16 protein-coding genes are annotated in these 19,214 nt (G+C 70.4%); 10 read left to right on the plus strand and 6 right to left on the minus strand.

Features of this window, described 5'->3' with window-relative positions; all coding sequences use genetic code 11:
- The first annotated feature begins 109 nt into the window (after positions 1 to 109).
- Together ACYQ78_RS28105 and ACYQ78_RS28110 are read left to right on the plus strand one after the other, a co-directional pair.
- Positions 110 to 1,150 (plus strand): glycosyltransferase, encoded by a 1,041-nt coding sequence (locus ACYQ78_RS28105; RefSeq protein ID WP_459803939.1) that lies wholly within the window; start codon positions 110 to 112, stop codon positions 1,148 to 1,150.
- Between the two features lie 44 nt (positions 1,151 to 1,194).
- On the plus strand, positions 1,195 to 1,614 hold the full coding sequence (locus ACYQ78_RS28110) for a hypothetical protein (protein WP_459803940.1): 420 nt from the start codon (positions 1,195 to 1,197) through the stop codon (positions 1,612 to 1,614).
- On the opposite strand, the gene ACYQ78_RS28115 is transcribed toward ACYQ78_RS28110, so the two are convergent.
- Positions 1,607 to 2,365 (minus strand): SDR family NAD(P)-dependent oxidoreductase, encoded by a 759-nt coding sequence (locus ACYQ78_RS28115; RefSeq protein ID WP_459803941.1) that lies wholly within the window; start codon positions 2,363 to 2,365, stop codon positions 1,607 to 1,609. The genes ACYQ78_RS28110 and ACYQ78_RS28115 overlap by 8 nt on opposite strands.
- Positions 2,366 to 2,395: 30 nt before the next feature.
- On the opposite strand from ACYQ78_RS28115, the gene ACYQ78_RS28120 reads away from it, so the two are divergent.
- Positions 2,396 to 3,115 (plus strand): FKBP-type peptidyl-prolyl cis-trans isomerase, encoded by a 720-nt coding sequence (locus tag ACYQ78_RS28120; protein WP_459803942.1) that lies wholly within the window; start codon positions 2,396 to 2,398, stop codon positions 3,113 to 3,115.
- On the opposite strand, the gene ACYQ78_RS28125 is transcribed toward ACYQ78_RS28120, so the two are convergent.
- Positions 3,109 to 3,879 carry a hypothetical protein gene (locus tag ACYQ78_RS28125; protein WP_459803943.1) on the minus strand — a complete coding sequence of 257 codons (771 nt, stop codon included), beginning with the start codon at positions 3,877 to 3,879 and terminating at the stop codon, positions 3,109 to 3,111. The two genes, ACYQ78_RS28120 and ACYQ78_RS28125, sit on opposite strands and share 7 nt — an antisense overlap.
- A gap of 421 nt (positions 3,880 to 4,300) precedes the next feature.
- Between ACYQ78_RS28125 and ACYQ78_RS28130 the strand changes: the two genes are divergently transcribed.
- From ACYQ78_RS28130 to ACYQ78_RS28150, 5 genes are all read left to right on the plus strand, one after another.
- Positions 4,301 to 5,005 carry a hypothetical protein gene (locus ACYQ78_RS28130; RefSeq protein WP_459803944.1) on the plus strand — a complete coding sequence of 235 codons (705 nt, stop codon included), beginning with the start codon at positions 4,301 to 4,303 and terminating at the stop codon, positions 5,003 to 5,005.
- A 9-nt stretch (positions 5,006 to 5,014) separates the two neighbouring features.
- Positions 5,015 to 7,936, plus strand: a complete 2,922-nt coding sequence (locus ACYQ78_RS28135; RefSeq protein ID WP_459803945.1) for an AAA family ATPase — start codon at positions 5,015 to 5,017, stop codon at positions 7,934 to 7,936.
- A gap of 154 nt (positions 7,937 to 8,090) precedes the next feature.
- Complete coding sequence (locus ACYQ78_RS28140) at positions 8,091 to 9,869, plus strand: M14 family metallopeptidase (RefSeq protein WP_459803946.1); 1,779 nt, start codon at positions 8,091 to 8,093, stop codon at positions 9,867 to 9,869.
- A 105-nt stretch (positions 9,870 to 9,974) separates the two neighbouring features.
- Positions 9,975 to 10,412, plus strand: a complete 438-nt coding sequence (locus ACYQ78_RS28145) for a hypothetical protein (protein WP_459803947.1) — start codon at positions 9,975 to 9,977, stop codon at positions 10,410 to 10,412.
- A 135-nt stretch (positions 10,413 to 10,547) separates the two neighbouring features.
- The gene (locus ACYQ78_RS28150) at positions 10,548 to 12,044 is read left to right on the plus strand and encodes a S8 family peptidase (RefSeq protein WP_459803948.1); all 1,497 of its coding nucleotides are present in this window, start codon (positions 10,548 to 10,550) and stop codon (positions 12,042 to 12,044) included.
- A gap of 154 nt (positions 12,045 to 12,198) precedes the next feature.
- Here ACYQ78_RS28150 and ACYQ78_RS28155 read toward each other — a convergent pair whose 3' ends face one another.
- On the minus strand, positions 12,199 to 13,740 hold the full coding sequence (locus ACYQ78_RS28155) for an aldehyde dehydrogenase family protein (RefSeq protein ID WP_459803949.1): 1,542 nt from the start codon (positions 13,738 to 13,740) through the stop codon (positions 12,199 to 12,201).
- A 59-nt stretch (positions 13,741 to 13,799) separates the two neighbouring features.
- Here ACYQ78_RS28155 and ACYQ78_RS28160 point away from each other — a divergent pair, with 59 nt between their 5' ends.
- On the plus strand, positions 13,800 to 14,375 hold the full coding sequence (locus ACYQ78_RS28160; RefSeq protein ID WP_459803950.1) for a GNAT family N-acetyltransferase: 576 nt from the start codon (positions 13,800 to 13,802) through the stop codon (positions 14,373 to 14,375).
- On the opposite strand, the gene ACYQ78_RS28165 is transcribed toward ACYQ78_RS28160, so the two are convergent.
- Complete coding sequence (locus ACYQ78_RS28165; RefSeq protein WP_459803951.1) at positions 14,359 to 14,733, minus strand: VOC family protein; 375 nt, start codon at positions 14,731 to 14,733, stop codon at positions 14,359 to 14,361. The genes ACYQ78_RS28160 and ACYQ78_RS28165 overlap by 17 nt on opposite strands.
- Positions 14,734 to 14,815: 82 nt before the next feature.
- On the opposite strand from ACYQ78_RS28165, the gene ACYQ78_RS28170 reads away from it, so the two are divergent.
- On the plus strand, positions 14,816 to 15,580 hold the full coding sequence (locus ACYQ78_RS28170) for a TetR/AcrR family transcriptional regulator (RefSeq protein WP_459803952.1): 765 nt from the start codon (positions 14,816 to 14,818) through the stop codon (positions 15,578 to 15,580).
- On the opposite strand, the gene ACYQ78_RS28175 is transcribed toward ACYQ78_RS28170, so the two are convergent.
- Positions 15,577 to 15,996, minus strand: a complete 420-nt coding sequence (locus ACYQ78_RS28175; protein WP_459803953.1) for a cupin domain-containing protein — start codon at positions 15,994 to 15,996, stop codon at positions 15,577 to 15,579. The two genes, ACYQ78_RS28170 and ACYQ78_RS28175, sit on opposite strands and share 4 nt — an antisense overlap.
- A 337-nt stretch (positions 15,997 to 16,333) precedes the next feature.
- Positions 16,334 to 19,192 carry a helix-turn-helix transcriptional regulator gene (locus ACYQ78_RS28180; RefSeq protein ID WP_459803954.1) on the minus strand — a complete coding sequence of 953 codons (2,859 nt, stop codon included), beginning with the start codon at positions 19,190 to 19,192 and terminating at the stop codon, positions 16,334 to 16,336.
- Positions 19,193 to 19,214 lie beyond the last annotated feature (22 nt).

The raw sequence follows: 19,214 nt of genomic DNA on the forward strand, positions 1-19,214 counted from the left end.
TTCGCCAGTGCATGACATTCCCCCAGGTCACACGCCCGGAGAAGCCTCGTCGCGAGCGAGACTGCCCGCCGGGCAGACATACCGCAACAGGTCGAAACGGGGGCCCGCCATGGGTGAGCGCATCAAGGTCATGCGGGTGATCACGGGGCTGGACGCCGGGGGCCCTTCGCTCCAGGCCGTCACCCTGCTCGACCACCTCGACCCCGGCCGGTTCGAACAACGCCTCTACACCGCCACGCCCCACGACCGCGCCCACCCCCTCCCTGAAGACGGACCACGCGCACTGACGAGGCTGGTCAGCGAGATGCGCCGGTTCCGGCCGGACATCGTGCACACCCACACCCCGAAGGCGGGCGCGCTCGGCAGGATGGCCGCGACCATGGCCAGGGTTCCGGTGAGTGTGCACACGTTCGACGTCCACCCCCGCAGGCCCGCGATCGAGCGCCGCCTGGCCAAGGTCAGCGGGCGGCTGATCGCCGACGGCGCGCAGGTCCGCGACGACCTGCTCGCCGCGGGGGTGGGCACGCCGGGTCAGTACGCCGTCGTCAGGCCCGGGGTCCGGATGGGGGCCCTGCCGACCCGGCAGGTCGCGCGGGCGCGGCTGGGGTTGCCGCCGGAGGTGCCCGTGGTGGCGTTCGTGGGGCGGATCACGCGGGAGAAGCGGCCCGACCGGTTCCTCGACACGATCTCGCTCGTGCTGCGCGGGCTGCCGATGACGAAGGTCATCGTCGTCGGCAACGGTGACCTGGCCGCCGACACGCGGGCCAAGTCGGCCAGGTTCGGGGACGCCATCGGGTTCTTCGGGCGCCGTGCCGATCTGGAGATCATCCACGCCGCGACCGACGTCATGCTGCTGACCAGCGACTACGAGGGCATTCCGCTGGAGCTCGTCAAGGCCGCGGCCTCGGGGGTTCCCGCCGTCGCCACGCGGGTGGGCGGGGTGCCCGAGGTGGTGGAGGACAGGGTCACGGGGCTGCTCACCGAACCCGATCCGGGGCTGCTGGCGGCCTCGGTGGTCAGGGTGCTGCGCGATCCGGGGTATGCGGGGCGGCTCGGGGAGGCCGCGGCCGAGAAGGCGAAGCTCTACTACGGGCTGCCGAGGTTCGTCGACGAGGTGTCGGCCCTCTACGAACAACTGGTCAAATCCTAGGCGGCGGCCGTTTCCACCTGGCGATCTTCGCCGATACCTGCGACATGATCCCTTTTGTCGTGGCACTGCTGCTGACGCCCCAGCCGACGGTGGCGATGGTGGCCGAGCCGGTCCGGTACGTCGCCGGTCAGAAGTTCACCTTCACCGCCACCGTCGCCAACCCCGGGACCGAACTGCTCGACGCGGCCGAGATCAAGCTCGCCTGGCCGCACGCCTTCCGGCCCCTCACCTGGACGTGTGAGGCGTCCGGAGGCGCGATCTGCCCGGCGACCAGGGGCACCGGGGCCCTGCACGCCATCACCGACCTGCCCGGCGGCGGGACGTTGACGTACACCCTGACCTGCACGATGCCCGAAAGGACCAGCGGCACCTATGCGGCGGTCATCAGCGTGGCGGCGGCCGGCACCTCGTGCTCGCCGGACGATCCCTGCGAGGCCACGACGGTGGCGGCGCCCGCTATCTGAACCGGCGGCCGATGTGGGTGGAGATGCGGGCCGTGAGGTTGTGCGGCAGCAGCCGCCCCACGCCGACGACCACCTTGTAGCGCAGGTCGGGCACGCTGACGACCTTGCCGAGGGCCAGGTCGCGCATGGCGGCCTTCACCACCGGGTCGGCCTCCAGCCAGAGGAACTTCGGGATGCTGGTGGTGTCCATGCCGGCCCGCTGGTGGAACTCGGTGTGCACGAAACCGGGGCAGAGCGCCATCACCCGCACGCCGTCGGCGTTGGTCTCGGCGGCGACGGCGCCGCTGAAGTTGACCACCCACGCCTTCGAGGCGCCGTAGGTGCCCCGGGTGAAGAAGGCCGCCACCGAGGCCACGTTGATCACCCCGCCCCTGCCCTTCTCCCGCATGTGGGGGAGGGCGGCGTAGGTGAGCCGGAGCACCGCCTCGCAGTGCACCTTCATCATGGTGAGCTCGTCTTCGACCGGCGCGTTGAGGAACATCGCCCGGTTGCCGAACCCGGCGTTGTTGACCAGCAGGTCGACGCCCTCGCGCAGCCGCTCCTCGACGACCTTCAGTCCGTCGTCGCTCGACAGGTCGGCGGGCAGCACCTCGGCCTCGACGCCGTAACGGCGGCGGACGAGCGCGGCCTGCTCGGCCAGCCGGTCGCGGTCGCGGGCGACCAGCACGAGAGAGAAACCGTCGGCGGCCAGGCGGCGGGTGAACGCCGCGCCGATCCCGGCGGTCGCGCCGGTGACGAGTGCGGTGGGCATGGCCCGCAGCCTAGCCTCCTGCTGATCACCTTGCTCCTGCTGGCCGGATGCGCCTCCGGCGGCGAGTCGGTGACGGTGCTGGCCGAGGGCGACGGGCCGCCGATCAGGGCGGGCCAGGTCGTGGTCACCGACGTGGACATGAACGTCGGCGCCCGCGACTACCTCGATACGATCGGCACCCGCCAGCCCACCTCGGCCGTTCTCGACGGGACGCAGGTGTCGCGGTCGTGGGACCGCGCGCTGGTCGGCCGCCGCGCGGGCGCGAAGGTCCGCCTCGTCACCGATTCCGGTACGGCCTTCGGCCCCGACGGCCGGCCGCCCGCGAACGTGTCCCCGGGTGAGCGGATGACGGTCACGTTCGACGTGATCGGCGGCTACGACAGGGCCGCCCAGGTGGCGCCGTTCACCGGCTTCACCTTCGGCGGGTTCACGCCGGGCGTGTCGAAGCAGGTCACCGGTGCCGGGCCCGTGGTCGGAAAGGGCGACCGGGTCGTCGTGCAGTGGGCGGGCACCGTCTGGGGCGCCGAAAAGCCGTTCATGTCGACCTTCGGCGCCGGGCCCCACGGCTTCCTGGTCGAACCGGGCGCCGTGCTACCCGGCTGGGCCGAGGCGCTGGAGGGCGCCCGGGTGGGCGACCGAGTGCGGCTGAACATGGAACCGGCGCCGGATCCGGTCACCCCGGGCGGGCTGGCCGCGCCGCCCGGGGTCCGCCTCTCCTATGTGTTCGACGTGCTCGACGTGGCTCACTGAGCGCAGCGGGCGGCTCCGCCGACGCAGGGGAAGTCGAGCACCCCGTCGGGGCCCGTGCCGATCACGGCGGCGTGGCCGATCGTCACGTCGGTGGCGACCGGGCCGAGCACGGTGATCCGGGCCGCGTTGATCCAGCCGCTCCCCGCCGACCCGCGGGCGGGGGTGCCGTCGGCGGTCGTGGTGACCTGCTCGTTGAACACGACCTGCGCGAAGGCCGGGCGCCCCGGGTCGGACGGGATCCGCAGCCCCACGTTGGCGGGCATGTTCACCGGCAGGTCGAGCACCTTGCGGCCGAGCGAGGTCACCACCCCGTTGACGATCTGCCCGCCGAACCGCACCCGGTCTCCCGGCGTGGACGTCGCACTCACCGTGAACCCGCCGAACCGCAGCCCCACGGGCGACAGCGAATATCCGCCCGCGGCACCGGCCACGTGCGGCACCCCGATCTCCACGGCGGACCCTCCGGCCTCGGCGTGCGAGGCGCAGTTCGTACCGGCGAGAGTGCGCGCGTAGCCGCCGGTCACCGATCCGACCCCGGGGATCGTCCGGGTCCCGGCGGCGCCCTGCTCGGCGGGGGCCAGGGCGATCGCGGGGGAGTGGGCGCCCAGCACGGTCGCGTCCAGCACCCCGTTCTGGCCCTGCACCCGCGCCACCCAGGAATGCGCCTGCGCGCACCCGGCGTCCGGCAGGACCACTCCCCACTCGTCGGCACTGTCCGCGTGCGCGGGGGAGAGGGTGAGGGCCGCGGCCAGGGTTACCGCCAAACCAAGGGTCCGGTGCGCCACGATTCATACCTTTCGATACGGCCGAATTACCTTTCAGAAGCAGGTATCGGCCGCATCGCGAGATCTCAGGCATAAGCGGACGTCAATAATCGTCGAGGATCTCATGATCGGATTGGGAGCCTTGCCCCAGGTCACATATCCTTCGCCAGTTCGCGTATCACCGGTAGATCTGAGGGAAGTGCCCCTTACGCCCGTCTTATCCCTCGCGGCCTACGCTGCCGCGTCAAGTTGACTGTTCAAGCAAGCGGTCGCCGCCGCCCTATGATCACGTCACAACTGCGGCTAAGATCCGGGCAAGATTTGGTCAAGTTTTCCAAGATGTAACAACCGTCCCGGTAGCGGGATACTTGGAAAACGGGCACTACTACCTCGTAGACCCGCAAAGCGGAGGTATGGCCCTGTGAAGAGATGGCGGGCGGGGTCCGGCACGGCGGCGGCCTTCGCGGTCGCTGCGATGATCGCCGGTCTGTCCGGGTGCGGCGGCTCCCAATACACGTTCGTCCGTGATTCGGGCGGTGGCACCTACTTCAAAATCCCCTCGGCGTGGCAGAAGGTCGACCAGAAACAGGTCGACGCCGCGGTCATCGGCGATCCGTCGTCGGCGACCAGCCAGGTGATGAAACAGATGATCTGGACCGTCGCCTACGACGGTCACACACAACCCTCGATCGAACACGTCATGAGCTCGGTACCGGGGGGCCCGGACGAGCCGTTCGCACTCGCGATCGTGCAGACGCTCACCAAAGACCAGGCGAACGACGTCTCGTTGAACTATCTGCGCAACGTGATGAACTTCCCGGTCGCGCTCACCCAGGCGGAACGCACCCAGATCGAGCAGAACGCCGAATATCCGTACAAGAACTTCGAGCTCACCGCCGACGAGGTGCTCGAAGGAGAGAACGGCGTCAAGGGCGTACGGGTGCAGTTCAACCTCCGCTACAAGGGCGGGCCGGTGCAGACCTTCCAGCAGACGAGCTATGTCTCGGCCGATGGAGGAAAGACGTCGACCTTCCTGATCCGCTGCTCCGCGACCTGTTTCCAGCAGCGCCAGGCCGAACTCGACGCGATCGCGAAATCGTTCAAGGTGAAGTCCAACATCGGGTAAGGAGCCCATATGAAAACGGCCCCCCCGCCGCAGTACGAGGGACTCCGGCCACCCGGTTCGGGCCCCGACGACAGGGATCCGCGTACCCGCAAGAAGATGGCCTTCTGGGATCGCTCTAAGATCATTATCGTTCTCGCGGCGGTCTTCCTTCTTCTCGCCGTCAAGACCATGGGCGAGTTCGAAGGCGTCATGACCTTCTGGGACGCCCTGATCTACCAGACGACGGCCACCCCGTGGCTGCTCTGGCTGATCGGCATCGACCTGGTCCGTCAGCTGCACTTCCTGGTCAGTGAACGCTCGGCGGGTTACCACCAGTTCTGGACGAAGAAGGTCTTCGGCGGCTTCAACCGCTGGAACCAGCGCACGTTCTCCGACTGGAACCGGTTCCGGATCACCCGCGCCATCAAGTGGATCTTCTGGATCGCACTGCTCGCCTATGTCTTGGCCGAGCTGTTGCCAGGAGATCTCTCACCGGTGATGGCGCTGTTCCAGTTCCCGGCGCTGGTCTGGTCCTGGCTGCCGATGATCATCCAGTACAGCATGATCCTGGTGTTCGTCGTCCTCCAGTTCGTGGCGATCTTCTGGTTCCTGTCCCGGGGTGGCGTCGAGACCTACTTCCCCGACGACATCAAGACCCGGTTCGCCGACGTCTGGGGCCAGGACCACGTGGTCGAGCGGGTCAAGGAGAGCATCGTCTTCCTGGAGCGGCCCGACGAGATCGAGCAGCGCGGCGGCTACGTGCCCAGCGGCCTGCTCCTGTGGGGCCCGCCCGGCACCGGCAAGACCCTGATGGCCGAGGCCGTCGCGGGTGAGACCGGCAAGCCCTACGTGTTCGTCGACCCGGGCGCCTTCACCAACATGTTCATGGGTGTCGGCATCCTCAAGGTGAAGTCGCTGTTCCGGAAACTGCGCAAGCTCTCTCTCCGGTACGGCGGCGTCATCGTTTTCTTCGACGAGGCCGACTCGCTCGGCCGCCGCGGTTCGCTGGCCCAGCAGGGCCCACGCGGCGGACCGGGCTTCAGCCCGGCCTTCGGCGACGCCTGCCACGGATTCTCCTATCTGTCGGAGGGCTCGCAGCAGAGCCTCTTCCGGCAGTCGGCCGCCTCCCACGCGACCGAGGCACCCGACACGGGCCGGCGCAGCCGCTTCGTGATGGGCGGCAACATGATGGGCGGCGGCGGTGGCGACATGGGCACCCTCCAGGCCCTGCTCACCGAGCTGTCCGGCCTGAAGAAACCGCGCGGCATCGTCAACCGCCACGTGCGCCGGCTGCTCGGCATGCGGCCCAAGCCGCCACCCAAGTACCGGATCCTCGTCATGATGGCGACGAACATGCCCGACGCCCTCGACGAAGCGCTCCTGCGACCGGGCCGCATCGACCGGATCTACAAGGTGGGCTATCCCGCCAAGCCCGGCCGCATCCGCACCTACCAGGGCTACTTCGAGAAGGTCCGGCACGAGCTCACCGACGAGCAGATCGACAAGCTCGCCACGATCACCCCCTACGCCACCGGCGCCACGATCAAGGACCTGGTCAACGAGTCCCTGATCACCGCGATCCGCGACGGCCGCGAGGTGATCACCTGGGCGGACGTCACCAAGGCCAAGCGGCTCAAGCAGCTCGGCCCGCCCGAAGACGTCGAGTACATCGAGCGCGAGCGCCACGCCGTCGCGGTGCACGAGGCCTGCCACGCCGTGGTCGCCTACCGCACCCGGCAGCACCTCGAGATCGACATCGCCACCATCGAGAAGGGCGCCGGCTACCTCGGCATGGTCTCCAGCATCAAGCCGGAAGACCAGTTCACCCGCTGGAAGTCGGAATACGAGTCGGACATCATGGTGTCCCTGGCCTCACTGGCCGGAGAGCGCATGTTCTTCGGCGAGGACAACTCCTCGGGCGTCTCGGGCGACCTGGAGTCGGCGACCTACTTCACCGCACTGATGGAGACCCGCTACGGCATGGGCCTGGGCATCTCCGCCATGCCCGCGCTGCAGGAACTGGGCTTCCAGTCCGTCGGCCAGCCGGCCCCGCGGAAGGGGTCGGGCGGCCACATCGGCTTCCTCGCCGACAACCTGAAGGACTCGCGCAACGACGGCCCGAGCGGGGTGACCGACCGCATCGAGGCCAACCTGATCCGGATCTACGAGGCGACCGAGGAACTGCTCCGGGCCAACCGGGCCGAGGTCCTGGCCGTCGCCCACGCCCTGGAGACGGAGAAGACCCTCAACGGTGAAGACGTCATCGCCATCATCGACCGGGTCCCGGGCCCGCTGGTCGACGGCACCGTCTACGCCGACGAGGACTTCCAGGCCGACCTGGAGGACTACCACGCGGCGGCGGTCGAGGCGCACCGGGGACACACCAAGGTCGGCGGCTCGCTGCCGCAGCCGAGGGTGCGTCAGCTGGCGCTGCAGCCGATCGGGGCGGCGGTCGGCAACGGTGCCGCGCCCGCCTTCGCCCCCGCCGGGACCATCGCCGGGGAGGTCATCCCGGTCAACGGCCACGGCAACGGGCACGTCGACTTCGTCCCCTGGGCCACCAGCGGCGGCACCCTGCCGCCGCCCGAGGCGACGGCGGCCAAGGCCGAGAGTTCGCGTTCGCGCGGGCTCCTCTGGGGCCTGTTCGGGGCGGCGCTCGCGCTGGCCGCGCTGGTCCTCGTGGTGATCGCCGCCTCCGGCGGGACCATGGGCACCGCGACCGAGATCATCCCCGGTCTGCAGACCGGCGTGGTCGTCGTGTTCTTCCTGATCCTGCTCGGGGTCGTGGCGATCACGGCGATCGTGGTCGGGGTGGTCAGGGCGCAGCAGGCCAACCGGCGCCGCGCCGAGGAGGCCAGAGACCGGGCCAACGAACGGGCCCAGCTCCTCGCCGCCGCGATGGACCCGGAAGTGGCCATGCGGCTGCTCGGATACGACGGCCGGGAGAAGTAGAAAACACAGATTAGAACCAAGGAACCGCAGTCCCGACTCCGATGGACGACGGACTTACCGGAAGATCGTGCGTCGGCCTTGCCCTCAGGGGCGGGGCCGATTCACTTTGGTCTCCATGAAGCAGCGCCTGACAGTTGTTTTCACACTGATCGTCATGGTCCTGACCACAGGACTGACGAGCGCCGGAGCCGGGGCAGAACCCCCGCCCAACCGCCAGTACATCGTCGACGGGGTGACCACCCAGGAGCAGCGCACCGCCGTCTCCGGGACCGGTGCCGCCATCGACGAGGTCGCCGCCGCCCGCGTCGTGGTCACCGCCACGAGCGAGGAGATCGCGGCGATCCGAGCACTGGGCTACCAGGTCACCTCGGCGCCGGTCCGGCTCGCGCCGGTCGTGCCGCAGCCCCTCGACTTCCCGCCCGCCGACAGTGCCTACCACAACTTCGCCGAGCTCAACGCCGTGGTGAACGCGGCCCTGTCGGCCCATCCGGCGATCATCCGCAAGGTCTCGATCGGGACGTCCTACCAGGGCCGCGAGCTGTTCGCGGTCAAGATCAGCGACAACGTCGCCACCGACGAGGCCGAGCCGGAGGTGCTGTTCACCCACAGCCAGCACGCCCGTGAGCACCTGACCGTCGAGATGGCGGTCTACCTGCTGAACCTGCTCACCGACTCCTACGGGTCGGACTCCCGCATCACGAACATCGTGAACTCGCGGGAGATCTGGATCATCCCGAACATGAACCCCGACGGCAGCGAGTACGACATCGCCACCGGCTCCTACCGCAGCTGGCGCAAGAACCGCCAGCCCAACAGCGGGTCGAGCGCGATCGGCACCGACATGAACCGCAACTGGGCCTACAACTGGGGCTGCTGCGGCGGATCGTCCACCTCGACCTCGTCGGAGACCTACCGCGGCCCGTCGGCCGAGTCGGCGCCCGAGGTGAAGGCCGTGGCCGACTTCGTGCGCGGCCGGGTCGTCGGCGGCGCCCAGCAGATCAAGGCGCACATCGACTGGCACTCCTACGGCGAGCTGATCCTGTGGCCCTACGGCTACACGACGGCCAACACCGCGCCCGGCCTGACCCAGGACGACCGCGACGCCCACGCCGTGCTCGGCCAGCAGATGGCCGCGACCAACAACTACACCCCCGAGCAGGCCAGCGACCTCTACATCACCGACGGGTCGATCGACGACTGGATGTGGGGGGCCTACAAGATCTTCTCCTACACGTTCGAGATGTACCCCGTGGCGTCCAACCCCGGCTTCTACCCGCCCGACGAGGCGATCGTGCCGCAGACGACCCGCAACCGCGAGGCGACGCTGCTGCTCCTGGAGAACGCCGACTGCGTCTACAAGGTCATCGGCAAGCAGTCGCAGTACTGCGGCGGCGGCCCGCCGGCCACCACCGTCTACAGCGACACCTTCGAGACCGCGACCGGCTGGACCGCCAACCCGCTCGGCACCGACACCGCGACCCTCGGCCAGTTCACCCGGGGCAACCCGGAGGACACCAACTCCAGCGGCGCCAAGCAGCTCGGCACCACCGTCAGCGGCTCGAACGACCTGGTCACCGGCCCGCTCGCGGGCGCCTCGGCGGGCGACCACGACCTCGACGGCGGCGTCAGCTCGATCCGCTCCCCGGGGATCACCCTCCCGAGCACCGGCACCCTGACCCTGTCGTTCTCCTGGTACTTAGCCCACGGGACCAACTCCTCCAACACCGACTACCTGCGCGTGCTGGTCAACGGCACCCAGGTCTTCCAGCAGCTCGGCGCGGCCTCCAACAGGAACGCCGCCTGGGCCTCGGCCTCGGTGAACCTGTCGGCCTACGCCGGCCAGACCGTGCAGATCACGGTCGCCGCCGGTGACGTCGGCACCGCCTCACTCGTCGAGGCGGCCGTGGACGACGTGAAGATCACCCAGCAGTAAACGGCACCCGATGACGGAAGGCGCCGGAGATGACCGGCGTCTTCCGCCAAGGTGACCGCCGTCTCAACGCAAGCTCATGGACTACCGACCCTTACCGGTGTAAACGTGGCATGTGTGATTAACGACCGGTCGCGGGGCCCTGAACGGGAGCTCGCCGTCCTGCTCCGCACCGGCCCCTTCGAACGCGCGCTCCGGGCCGCCATCGCGGCGCGGGGCCTGTCCCTTGAACGTCTCCACGTGAGGCTGGCCGAGCGCGGCGCTCACGTCAGCCTGGCCAGCCTGAGCAACTGGCAGCGCGGGCGCTCCCGTCCCGAACGCTCGCGGTCGCTGGCGGCCGTGCGGGAGCTGGAGTCGATCCTCGGCCTGCCCGCCGACTCCCTCGTCACCCTGCTCGGGCCGCGCCGCCCCCGGGGGCGGTGGCTGGCCCACGATCCGGGCGCGATCCGCCAGCAGCTCCGCGAGCTCGTCGACGCCCTGGACGACGACGAACTGCCGACTGTACTCGCAGTCGTCCGGGCCCTCAGGGCGTCAGACCGGAAATGATATACCGCCGGATTTAGGCCGAAATTTCCTGGAAGCTCAGGGCAGGCGGGTGATTCCGCCCTATCTGACCTGGCGTTTCGTCATGCCCGCATTCGGGCCTTTCGTATACGTGCGCCATCCAGGAAAGGACCCCCGATGCACCGAATCCCCCGAGTCGCGGCGCTGCTCGCTGCCACCGCGCTCGCGGGCGCGTCGCTGGCCGTGCCTGCCCAGGCCCGTTCGGCCGCCGTCATGGGGACGGACAACCCCGACGCGATCCCCGGAAGCTACATCGTCGTGCTGAAGCCGACGACGGACGTCCGCGCCCAGTCCCGCGACCTCGCCGCCGAGAACGGCGGAGAGGTGACCAACGTCTACAACCGGGCCATCAAGGGCTTCTCGGTCGAGGCCACCGCCAAGGAGGCGCGCGCCTACGCCGCCGACCCCGACGTCGCCTACGTCGAGCAGGACGCCGTGGTGACGATCGACGCCGAGCAGGCCAACCCGCCGTCGTGGGGCCTCGACCGCATCGACCAGCGCGCCCTCCCGCTGAACTCCCGCTACTCCTACACCGGGACGGGGGCGGGGGTGACGGCGTACATCATCGACACCGGCATCCTCGTCTCGCACCAGGACTTCGGCGGGCGGGCGTCGTCCGGCAAGGACTTCGTCCAGAACGACAACGACGCGACCGACTGCAACGGCCACGGCACCCACGTGGCCGGGACCGTCGGCGGCACCACCTACGGCGTGGCCAAAGAGGTCAAGCTGGTCGCGGTACGGGTGCTCGACTGCGCCGGCCGCGGCAGCAACTCCGGCGTCATCGCCGGCATCGACTGGGTGACCGGCAACGCGGCCAAGCCCGCCGTGGCCAACATGTCGCTGGGCGGCTCGGCCTCCACCGCCGTCGACACCGCCGTGAAGAACTCCATCACATCGGGCGTGACCTACGGCCTGGCCGCCGGCAACGAGAGCACCAACGCCTGCTCGTCGTCGCCCTCCCGCGTCCCCGAGGGCATCACGGTCGGCGCGACCGCGAAGAACGACGCGCGGGCGTCGTACTCGAACTACGGCACCTGCCTCGACCTCTTCGCCCCCGGCACCGACATCACCTCGGCCTGGTACAACTCCCCGACCGCCAAGAGCACCATCAGCGGCACGTCGATGGCGACGCCTCACGTCGTGGGCGCGGCGGCGCTCCTTCTCTCCGGTACGCCGAACGCGACCCCCGCCCAGATCAGGGACACCCTGGTCCGCAACGGCGTGACCGGCGCCGTGACCAGCCCCGGGAGCGGCTCACCCAACGTCCTGCTGAACACGACCGGCGGCGGAACCACCCCGTCGCCTTCGCCCTCGCCGTCGGCCACCCCGACCGCCTCGCCGACGCCTTCACCGAGCCCGAGCCCGAGCGCGACCCCGACGCTCTCGCCGACCCCTCGCCCGTCGGCTTCGCCCACCCCGACGGCCCCTGCGAAGAAGTGCGTGACCGCCACGAACAACGCCCACGTCTCCGCCGGTAGGGCCTACGTGGAGTTCTTCTTCCTCGTGTACGCGGAAGGCTCCAACGACTACCTCGGCATCACCGGCACCACCTCGCGCAGCCTCCAGGAAACCCGCCCGGGTTACTGGGACCTGGTCTCGCGTTGTGCGTGACCACCTGATCTGAAAAGGTCCGGCTCCGGCGTGGGGGCCGGACCTTTTCATTGCGGTGCGAGGCGGGAGCGGGTGGTCGGTGCCGGATACGGCGAGGTGCGGAGGCGGTGGGCGGTGCCGGGGTGGGCGAGAGCCGTAACGGAAGAAGAGGCTTTTAGATCTTGAATTCCAGGTCCGGGACGATCTCGGCCACATCCATCTGGGCCTTCTGCAACCGCCCCGAGTAGTCCCAGTTCATCGCCTGCCAGCGGGTGAACTGGTCCAGCACCCACATGCCCGACTGGCGGCTCCCGTTGCCCGACTTGCCGTTGCCGCCGAAGGGCAGGTGCGCCTCGGCGCCCGACGTCGAGTTGTTGACGCTGACCATGCCCGCCGACACCCCCGCGCGGAAGCGGAACGCCGCCTGCGGGTCGCGGGTGTAGATCGACGACGACAGGCCGTATCCGGGCAGATTGGCCAGTTCGATCGCCTCGTCGAGGGTCGAGAAGGTCGTCACGCCGACGATCGGGCCGAAGGTCTCCTCCAGGAACAGGCGGTCGGTCGGGCGGACGCCGTCGACGATCACCGGGTGGTAGAAGAGGCCCTCGTTCGGGTCGTCGCCGAGGAAGTGACCGCACGGGTTCGACTCGGTGATCCGGCCGACCGGGCCGGTGACCGTGTGGTGGTCGCCGATCCAGGTCAGGAACTCCTCGTAGCGATCGGCGAACTTCTGGTCGAGCATCGGCCCCATCAGCACCTTCCGCCCAGGATCGCCGACATGGGCCGACTGCGCGGCGGCGGTGAACCGGGCGACGAAGTCGCTGTGGATCGACTCGTGGACGATCACCGTGCCGAGCGAGGTGCAGCGCTGACCGGCGGTGCCGAACCCGGCGAACAGGGCGCCCTCGGTGGCCAGGGTCAGGTCGGCGTCGGGCATGACGACCATCGGGTTCTTGCCGCCGAGCTCCAGGCACGGCGACTGGAGGTGCCGCCCGCACAGCTCGCCGATCTTGCGGCCGACCTCGGAGGAACCGGTGAACCCGACCTTGTGGACGGTCCCCTCGCCGAGGGCCGTCTCCAGGCCCGCGTAGGTCTGCTCGCCGTCGGCGAAGACGATGTTGAACACCCCGTCGGGTAGCCCGGCGGCCGTGAAGATCCGGTGCAGCGCGGCGGCCGACCCGGCGGCGTATTCGGCCGGCTTCCACACGACCGCGTTCCCGCACAGCAGCGCCGGCACCAGATACCAGGAGGGCACCGCGACGGGGAAGTTCCCGGCGGTGACGATCGCCGCGACCCCGACCGGGGTGCGGAACGTGAACAGGTTCTTGTCGGGCATCTCCGACGGGACGGTCTGCCCGTAGAGCCGCCGCCCCTCACCGATGAAGAAGTCGCAGGTGTCGACGATCTCCCGCACCTCGCCGAGCGCCTCGGCGTAGGGCTTGCCGATCTCGTCGGTGACCAGCCGTGCCAGCGCCTCGGCGTTGGCCTCCACCAGCCGCCCGATCGACGCGATGACCCGCCCCCGCACCGGCGCCGGAACCGCGGCCCACTCCTTCTGCGCCCCCGCCGCGCTCCGGCACGCCGCCGCGAACGTCGCCGCATCGGCCAGCGTCACCTCGGCGACGACCTGGGTGAGCCGGGCGGGGTTGGTGGACAGATACGGCGTTCCGGACGCCTCGTCCTTGCCCCCGATGACGGAAACGATCTGCCGGGTCACTAGCGGCCTCCTCGTCGTGCTGGTGCTGTTCACCCTATTCCGGACGGCAGGATGGGCGGGTGTACGTCATTCCCGAGGTCGTCCCCGCCGGTGCCATGCGCGACCGGCCCCAGCCGTCGCTGCGCACCGGAGACCTGCTCCTGCGTCCCCTCCGAGAATCGGGCGACGAGCCAATCGTCATGGCCGCCTTCGCCGATCCGGACATCCGCCTGTGGAACCTGGAACACGAGGCCGACCACGCCAGGGCCGCCACCGTGATCGCCCGCTGGCGGGCCCGCTGGACGCTGGAGACCGGCGCGACCTGGATCGTCGAACGCGACGGCCTGACCCTCGGCCGGGTCGCCCTCCGCTCGGTCAACCTCGAACTGGGCCTGGCCGAAGCCGCCTACTGGACCCTCCCCGAGGGCCGGGGCCGGGGCGCGACCACGGCCGCCGTGGCGGAGATGACCCGCTGGGCCCTCGACGACCTGGGCCTCCACCGCATCGAACTCCGCCACGCGGTCACCAACACGGCGTCGTGCCGGGTGGCCGAACGTACGGGCTACGTCCTGGAGGGCGTCCTGCACAGCGCGACCCTGCACGCCGACGGCTGGCACGACATGCACCTCCACGGCCGGGTCACCCCCTCCAGCTGACGAGCTGGAAGATCACCCCGTTCGGGTCGGTGACCTGGAAGAGCCGCTCACCCCACGGCTCCTCGCGCAGCGGCATCGTGACGGCGACGCCCTCGGCCTGGAGCCGCTCGTATTCGGCGTCCAGGTCGTCGACGGTGAACGCGGTGATGACGCCCGCGGCGTGCTGATCCCTCATGCCTTCGGCCAGGACCTCGATGCCGCGACGGAGGAAGATCACGTTGACCGCGTCGTCGCGGACCAGCGAGGCGAAGCCGTCGGCGGCCATGACCTCCTGGAATCCGAAGTGGGCGGCCAGGAACGCGGCGGAGGCGGGCACGTCGTCGACGGTCAGGGACACGGCGGTGGCGGTGATCTTCACGGGGGCTCCTTATCTCTGTACGACGTACTATATACGACGTACAGAGTGAGAGGAGGGCGTCGCAGGCGAAAAGATGGTGCGCATGACCAAGGAACGAACCGGCGAGGGCGACCCGGCCCGCACCCTGGAGCTGCTGTGGCGCGAACCCGGGCAGGGAGGCTCCCGGCGCGGACCAAAGCAGGGCCTGACGGTCGACGGCGTCGTGGCGGCCGCCACCGAACTCGCCGACACCGGCGGGCTCGACGCCCTGACCATGCGCAGCGTCGCCCAGCGGCTGGGCGTCACCCCGATGACGCTCTACACCTACGTCCCCGGCAAGGCGGAGCTGCTCGACCTCATGCTCGACGCCGCCTACCTGCGGATGCCGCGCACCGACCACCCCGGCGCCTCATGGCAGGTGAAAGTGGCGGCCGTCGCGCACGAGAACCGCGACCTCTACCGGCGCCACCACTGGGTGGCGACCCTGCCCACCGCCCGCCCGCCGCTAGGACCGGGCCTGATGGCCAAATACGACCACGAACTGGCCGCCTTCGACGGCCTCGGGCTCGACGACGTCGAGATGGACGCCGCCCTCACCTTCCTGCTCGGCTTCGTCCAGTCCAACGCCCGCGCCGACCTCGACACCCAGGCCGCCGCCCGCGACAGCGCCATGTCCGACGAGCAGTGGTGGACCGCCAACGCGCCGCTCCTGGCCAGGGTCTTCGACCCCGCCCGCTTCCCGCTCGCCGTCCGCGTCGGCAGCACCGCGGGTGAGACCCACCAGGGCATGTACGACCCCGACCACGCCTTCACCTTCGGGCTCCAGCGCATCCTCGACGGCCTCACCCACCTCATCGCGGGCCGCTAGTCGGCCATCCTGAAGTCGGCGAACTCGAACCCGGGGGAGACCACACAGCTGACCAGCACACCCTCGTCGCCCGCGGGTTTGGCCGCCTGCCAGACACCCGGCGGAATCAGCACCTGCGGCCGCTCCGGACTTAGCACGACGCTCTCCCCGGCCTCCGGGTGCTCACCGTCTCCACCGAAGGTGAGCACGAGCGGCCCACCCCGATGCCAGAACCAGAGTTCGGCCGACGTGACGACGTGCCAGGCCGACTCCTCGCCCGGTTCGAGGAGGAAGTAGATCGCGGTGGCGCTGTGCCGGGGCCCGTCGTAGCCCTCGGGCGAGAACATCACCGGCGACCGCCAGGTCTCCCTGAACCAGCCCCCTTCGGGATGCGGCTCCAGCCCGAACTCCTCGGCCAACGGCGGCTTCTGCGTCACGGTTCCTCCTGGGACACGGCGGCTGACCGGTTCGAGGGTATCGATCATCGGCGTTTGGGTGGGCTGCCGCAGTGCGCAGGGGGTCGTGGCGTTCGGGGGTGGGCGGGAGCCGTAAAGAAAAACAAGGATGCGCGGGACCTCGGCTTTGGCGTGGGACCTTGGCCTTGGCGGGGGACCTGAACTTGGCGCTGGACCTTGGCCTTGGCGCGGGACCTCAACTTCGGCGCGGGACCTTGGCCTGGGACCTCAACTTTGGCGCGAGACCCCGCTTTGGCGCGGGACTGTGTTCACGACGGCGAAATACCGTCTGATCTGGCCGCCTCACCTTTTCGTGTGGTCAGTCTGCGGCGGTGACGCCCTCCTGGTGGGCGATGGCGGCGGCCTGGGTTCGGGTGGTCGCGCCCAGTTTGGCCAGGATGTTCGATACGTGGACGCTGGCCGTCTTCTGGCTGATGAAGAGGCGTTCGCCGATCTCGCGGTTGGAGCGGCCGGCGGCCACCTGGGCCAGGACCTCGCGTTCGCGGCCGGTCAGGGCGTCGAGGACGCTCGCCGGAACGGGCTCGGCCGGATCTCGTGGGCTGAAGCGGGCGCGGCGGCCGAGCACTTCGAGGGCGTGGCGGAGGGGGGCGGCGCCCAGGTGGTCGGCGACGGCGATGGCCATCTCCCATTCGGTGCGGGCGCGGTCGCGGTCGCCCGCCTCCAGGAGGACCTCCGCCAGGCGGCGGCGGGTGCGGGCCTGCTCGTAGGGGAAACCGCCGGCGAAAGCGGTCAGGGCGCGCTCCCAGATCTCGGGCGTCGCGGTGCCGTTGAGGCGGTGCCATTCGGCCTCGGCGCGGGCGGCCCAGCCGCGGCCCTCGGGGCCGAGCTGGTTGCGCAGGCCGGTGGGGCCGTGGGTGGCGGCATAGCGGGCGCGTTCGACGAACTCGTCGCCGCGCGCCTTCGCCGGGTCGCCGTGGGGGAGGTCGGCCAGCGCGGCCAGGCCGGTGGCGGAGATGCGGATCAGGCCCGAGTCGCTGGGCTGCTGGACGGCCACGACGGCGTCGACGTGGGTCAGCGCCGTCGCCGGGTCGCCCTGCCAGAGGGCCAGTTCGGCGGCCATGCCCCGGGTCATGTAGGTCACCAGGTCGTCGGCGCCCCAGAACGGCTCCAGCCAGCGCAGCCGCTCGGCCGCCACCTGGCGGCCCCTGCCGACCTCGACGAACAGGGCGAACGACGACAGGATCGCCTCCGGCGGGGTGCCGACCCGGACGCCGAACATGGCGGCCTTCTGCTCGGCGGCGTCCCAGTCGCCGTCGGCGTAGGAGATCAGGTAGCGCAGGAACCGCAGGTCGGTGCCGAACGTGCTCCACATCAGGCCGTTCTCGCGGGCCACCTGCAACCCCAGCTCGGCCGACTTCGCCGCCGCCTCCAGGTCGCCCCGCTCGTATTGCAGGCGGCCGTGGCTGAAGCGGGCCCGCAGATGGTTGGACACCGAACCCGACGCCGTGGAGGCCGCCATCGACAGCAGTTCCTCGGCCCGGTCGAGGTCGCCGAGCGCCTCGGAGTGGATGCCCAGCGAGACCAGCGCGGCCGTCTCGGCGTCGATCGACCCGGTGCGGCGGGCCACCTCGAGAGCGCGGGCGGCCGACGCGCGGGCGTCGGGGATCCGGTCGACGATCCACAGAGTGCGGGCGTGGGTGGCCAGGGCGCGGGCCAGCATCGGCGTCTCGGGGCCGGTGTCGACGGCGGTCACCGCCGCCTCGGACGCCTCGGCCATGCCGTGGAAGTCGTCGCCGTCGGCCTGGTACCACGCCAGGCGCTCGTTGGTCTCGGCCACGAGCTGCGGCTCGGTGACGAGCTGGCGCAGCCGCCGCAGGTGGGCGATGGCCCGGTGGTTGTCGCCGCTGTCGGCCGCGGCGGCGGCGCTGTCGAGGATCAGGCGGGTGCGGGTCAGATCGGTGAGCGCCTCGGCGTCGGGGACCTGCTCCCACACCTCCAGCGCCCGGTCGAAATGCCGGTGGGCCTCGGCGGGGGCGCCCATGTCGGCCGCCCGGCGGCCCGCCTCCAGCGAGGTGATCAGCGCGCCGCGTACGTCGTGGGCGGCCGAATAGTGGTGGGCCAGCTCGGCGGCCCGGCCGCCCGAGGCGGTCAGCAGCGCCGCGAACGTCATGTGGAGGCGGGTGCGCTCGCCCGGCAGCAGGTCGTCGTAGACCGCCTCCTGGAGCAGGGCGTGGCGGAAGTCGTAGCCGATGTGCTGGTCGACGGTGAGCAGCCCGCGCGAGACGATCTCTCTCAAGGCTTCTTCGAGTGGCCCGTCGGCGAGCCCGGCCGCCGCCCGCAGCATGTCGTGGTCGACCCGCCGCCCGGCCACCGCCGCCACCCGGAGCACCTGCTGGGCCGTGTCGGACAGCCCCTCGACCCGTGCCATCAGCAGGTCGGCGAGGGTCGCGGGCAGCCGGTCACCGCTCGCGACCGCCTGGAACAGCTCCTCGGCGAAGAACGGATTCCCCCCGACCCGCCCGACGACCCCGCCGATCAGCCCGGCGTTGCCACCGCCGAGAGTGCTCAGGTGGGTGGCCATCGCGTCGTCGTCGAGCGGCGGCAGCTCGACCGGCACCACCAGCGGCAGCCGCTGCAGCTCCGCGAGCACCGGCCGCAGCGGGTGGCGGCGGTGCAGATCATCGGTCCGGTACGTCCCCAGCAGCGCCACCCGCTCCCGCTGCAACATGCGGGTGAGGAAGACCAGCAGGTCACGGGTCGAGTGGTCGGCCCAGTGGAGATCCTCGAACACCATCAGGGTCGGCGCCCGGTCGGCCAGCTCGCCCAGCAGGCTCAACGTGGCCCCGAAGAGCCGCTGCTGCGCCAGGGCCCCGCTCAGCGCGTCGGACCCGCCGGTGTCGGCCCCCGGCAGCAGCCGTTGCAGAACCGGGCGCGATTCGAGGGCCCCGGCGACCTCCGGGCTGCGCAGCGCGTCGGCGAGCGGCAGATAGGGCAGCGCGTCGCCGAGCTCGGCGCACTGACCGACCAGCACGGTGAACCCGCGCTCCCGCGCGATCGCCGTCAGCTCGCGCACGATCCGCGTCTTGCCGATGCCCGCGTCGCCCCCGACGAGCGCCACCCCGGCCATCCGGCCGGTCGCGGCGTCGAGCACCCGGGACAGCCGGTCGAGCTGGTACGCCCGTCCGACGAGCCCGGTTTGTGTCTTTCGGCCCACCACGCTGCGAGTATGGCACGTCACC

It is taken from the genome of Herbidospora sp. RD11066 (genome assembly GCF_054661255.1).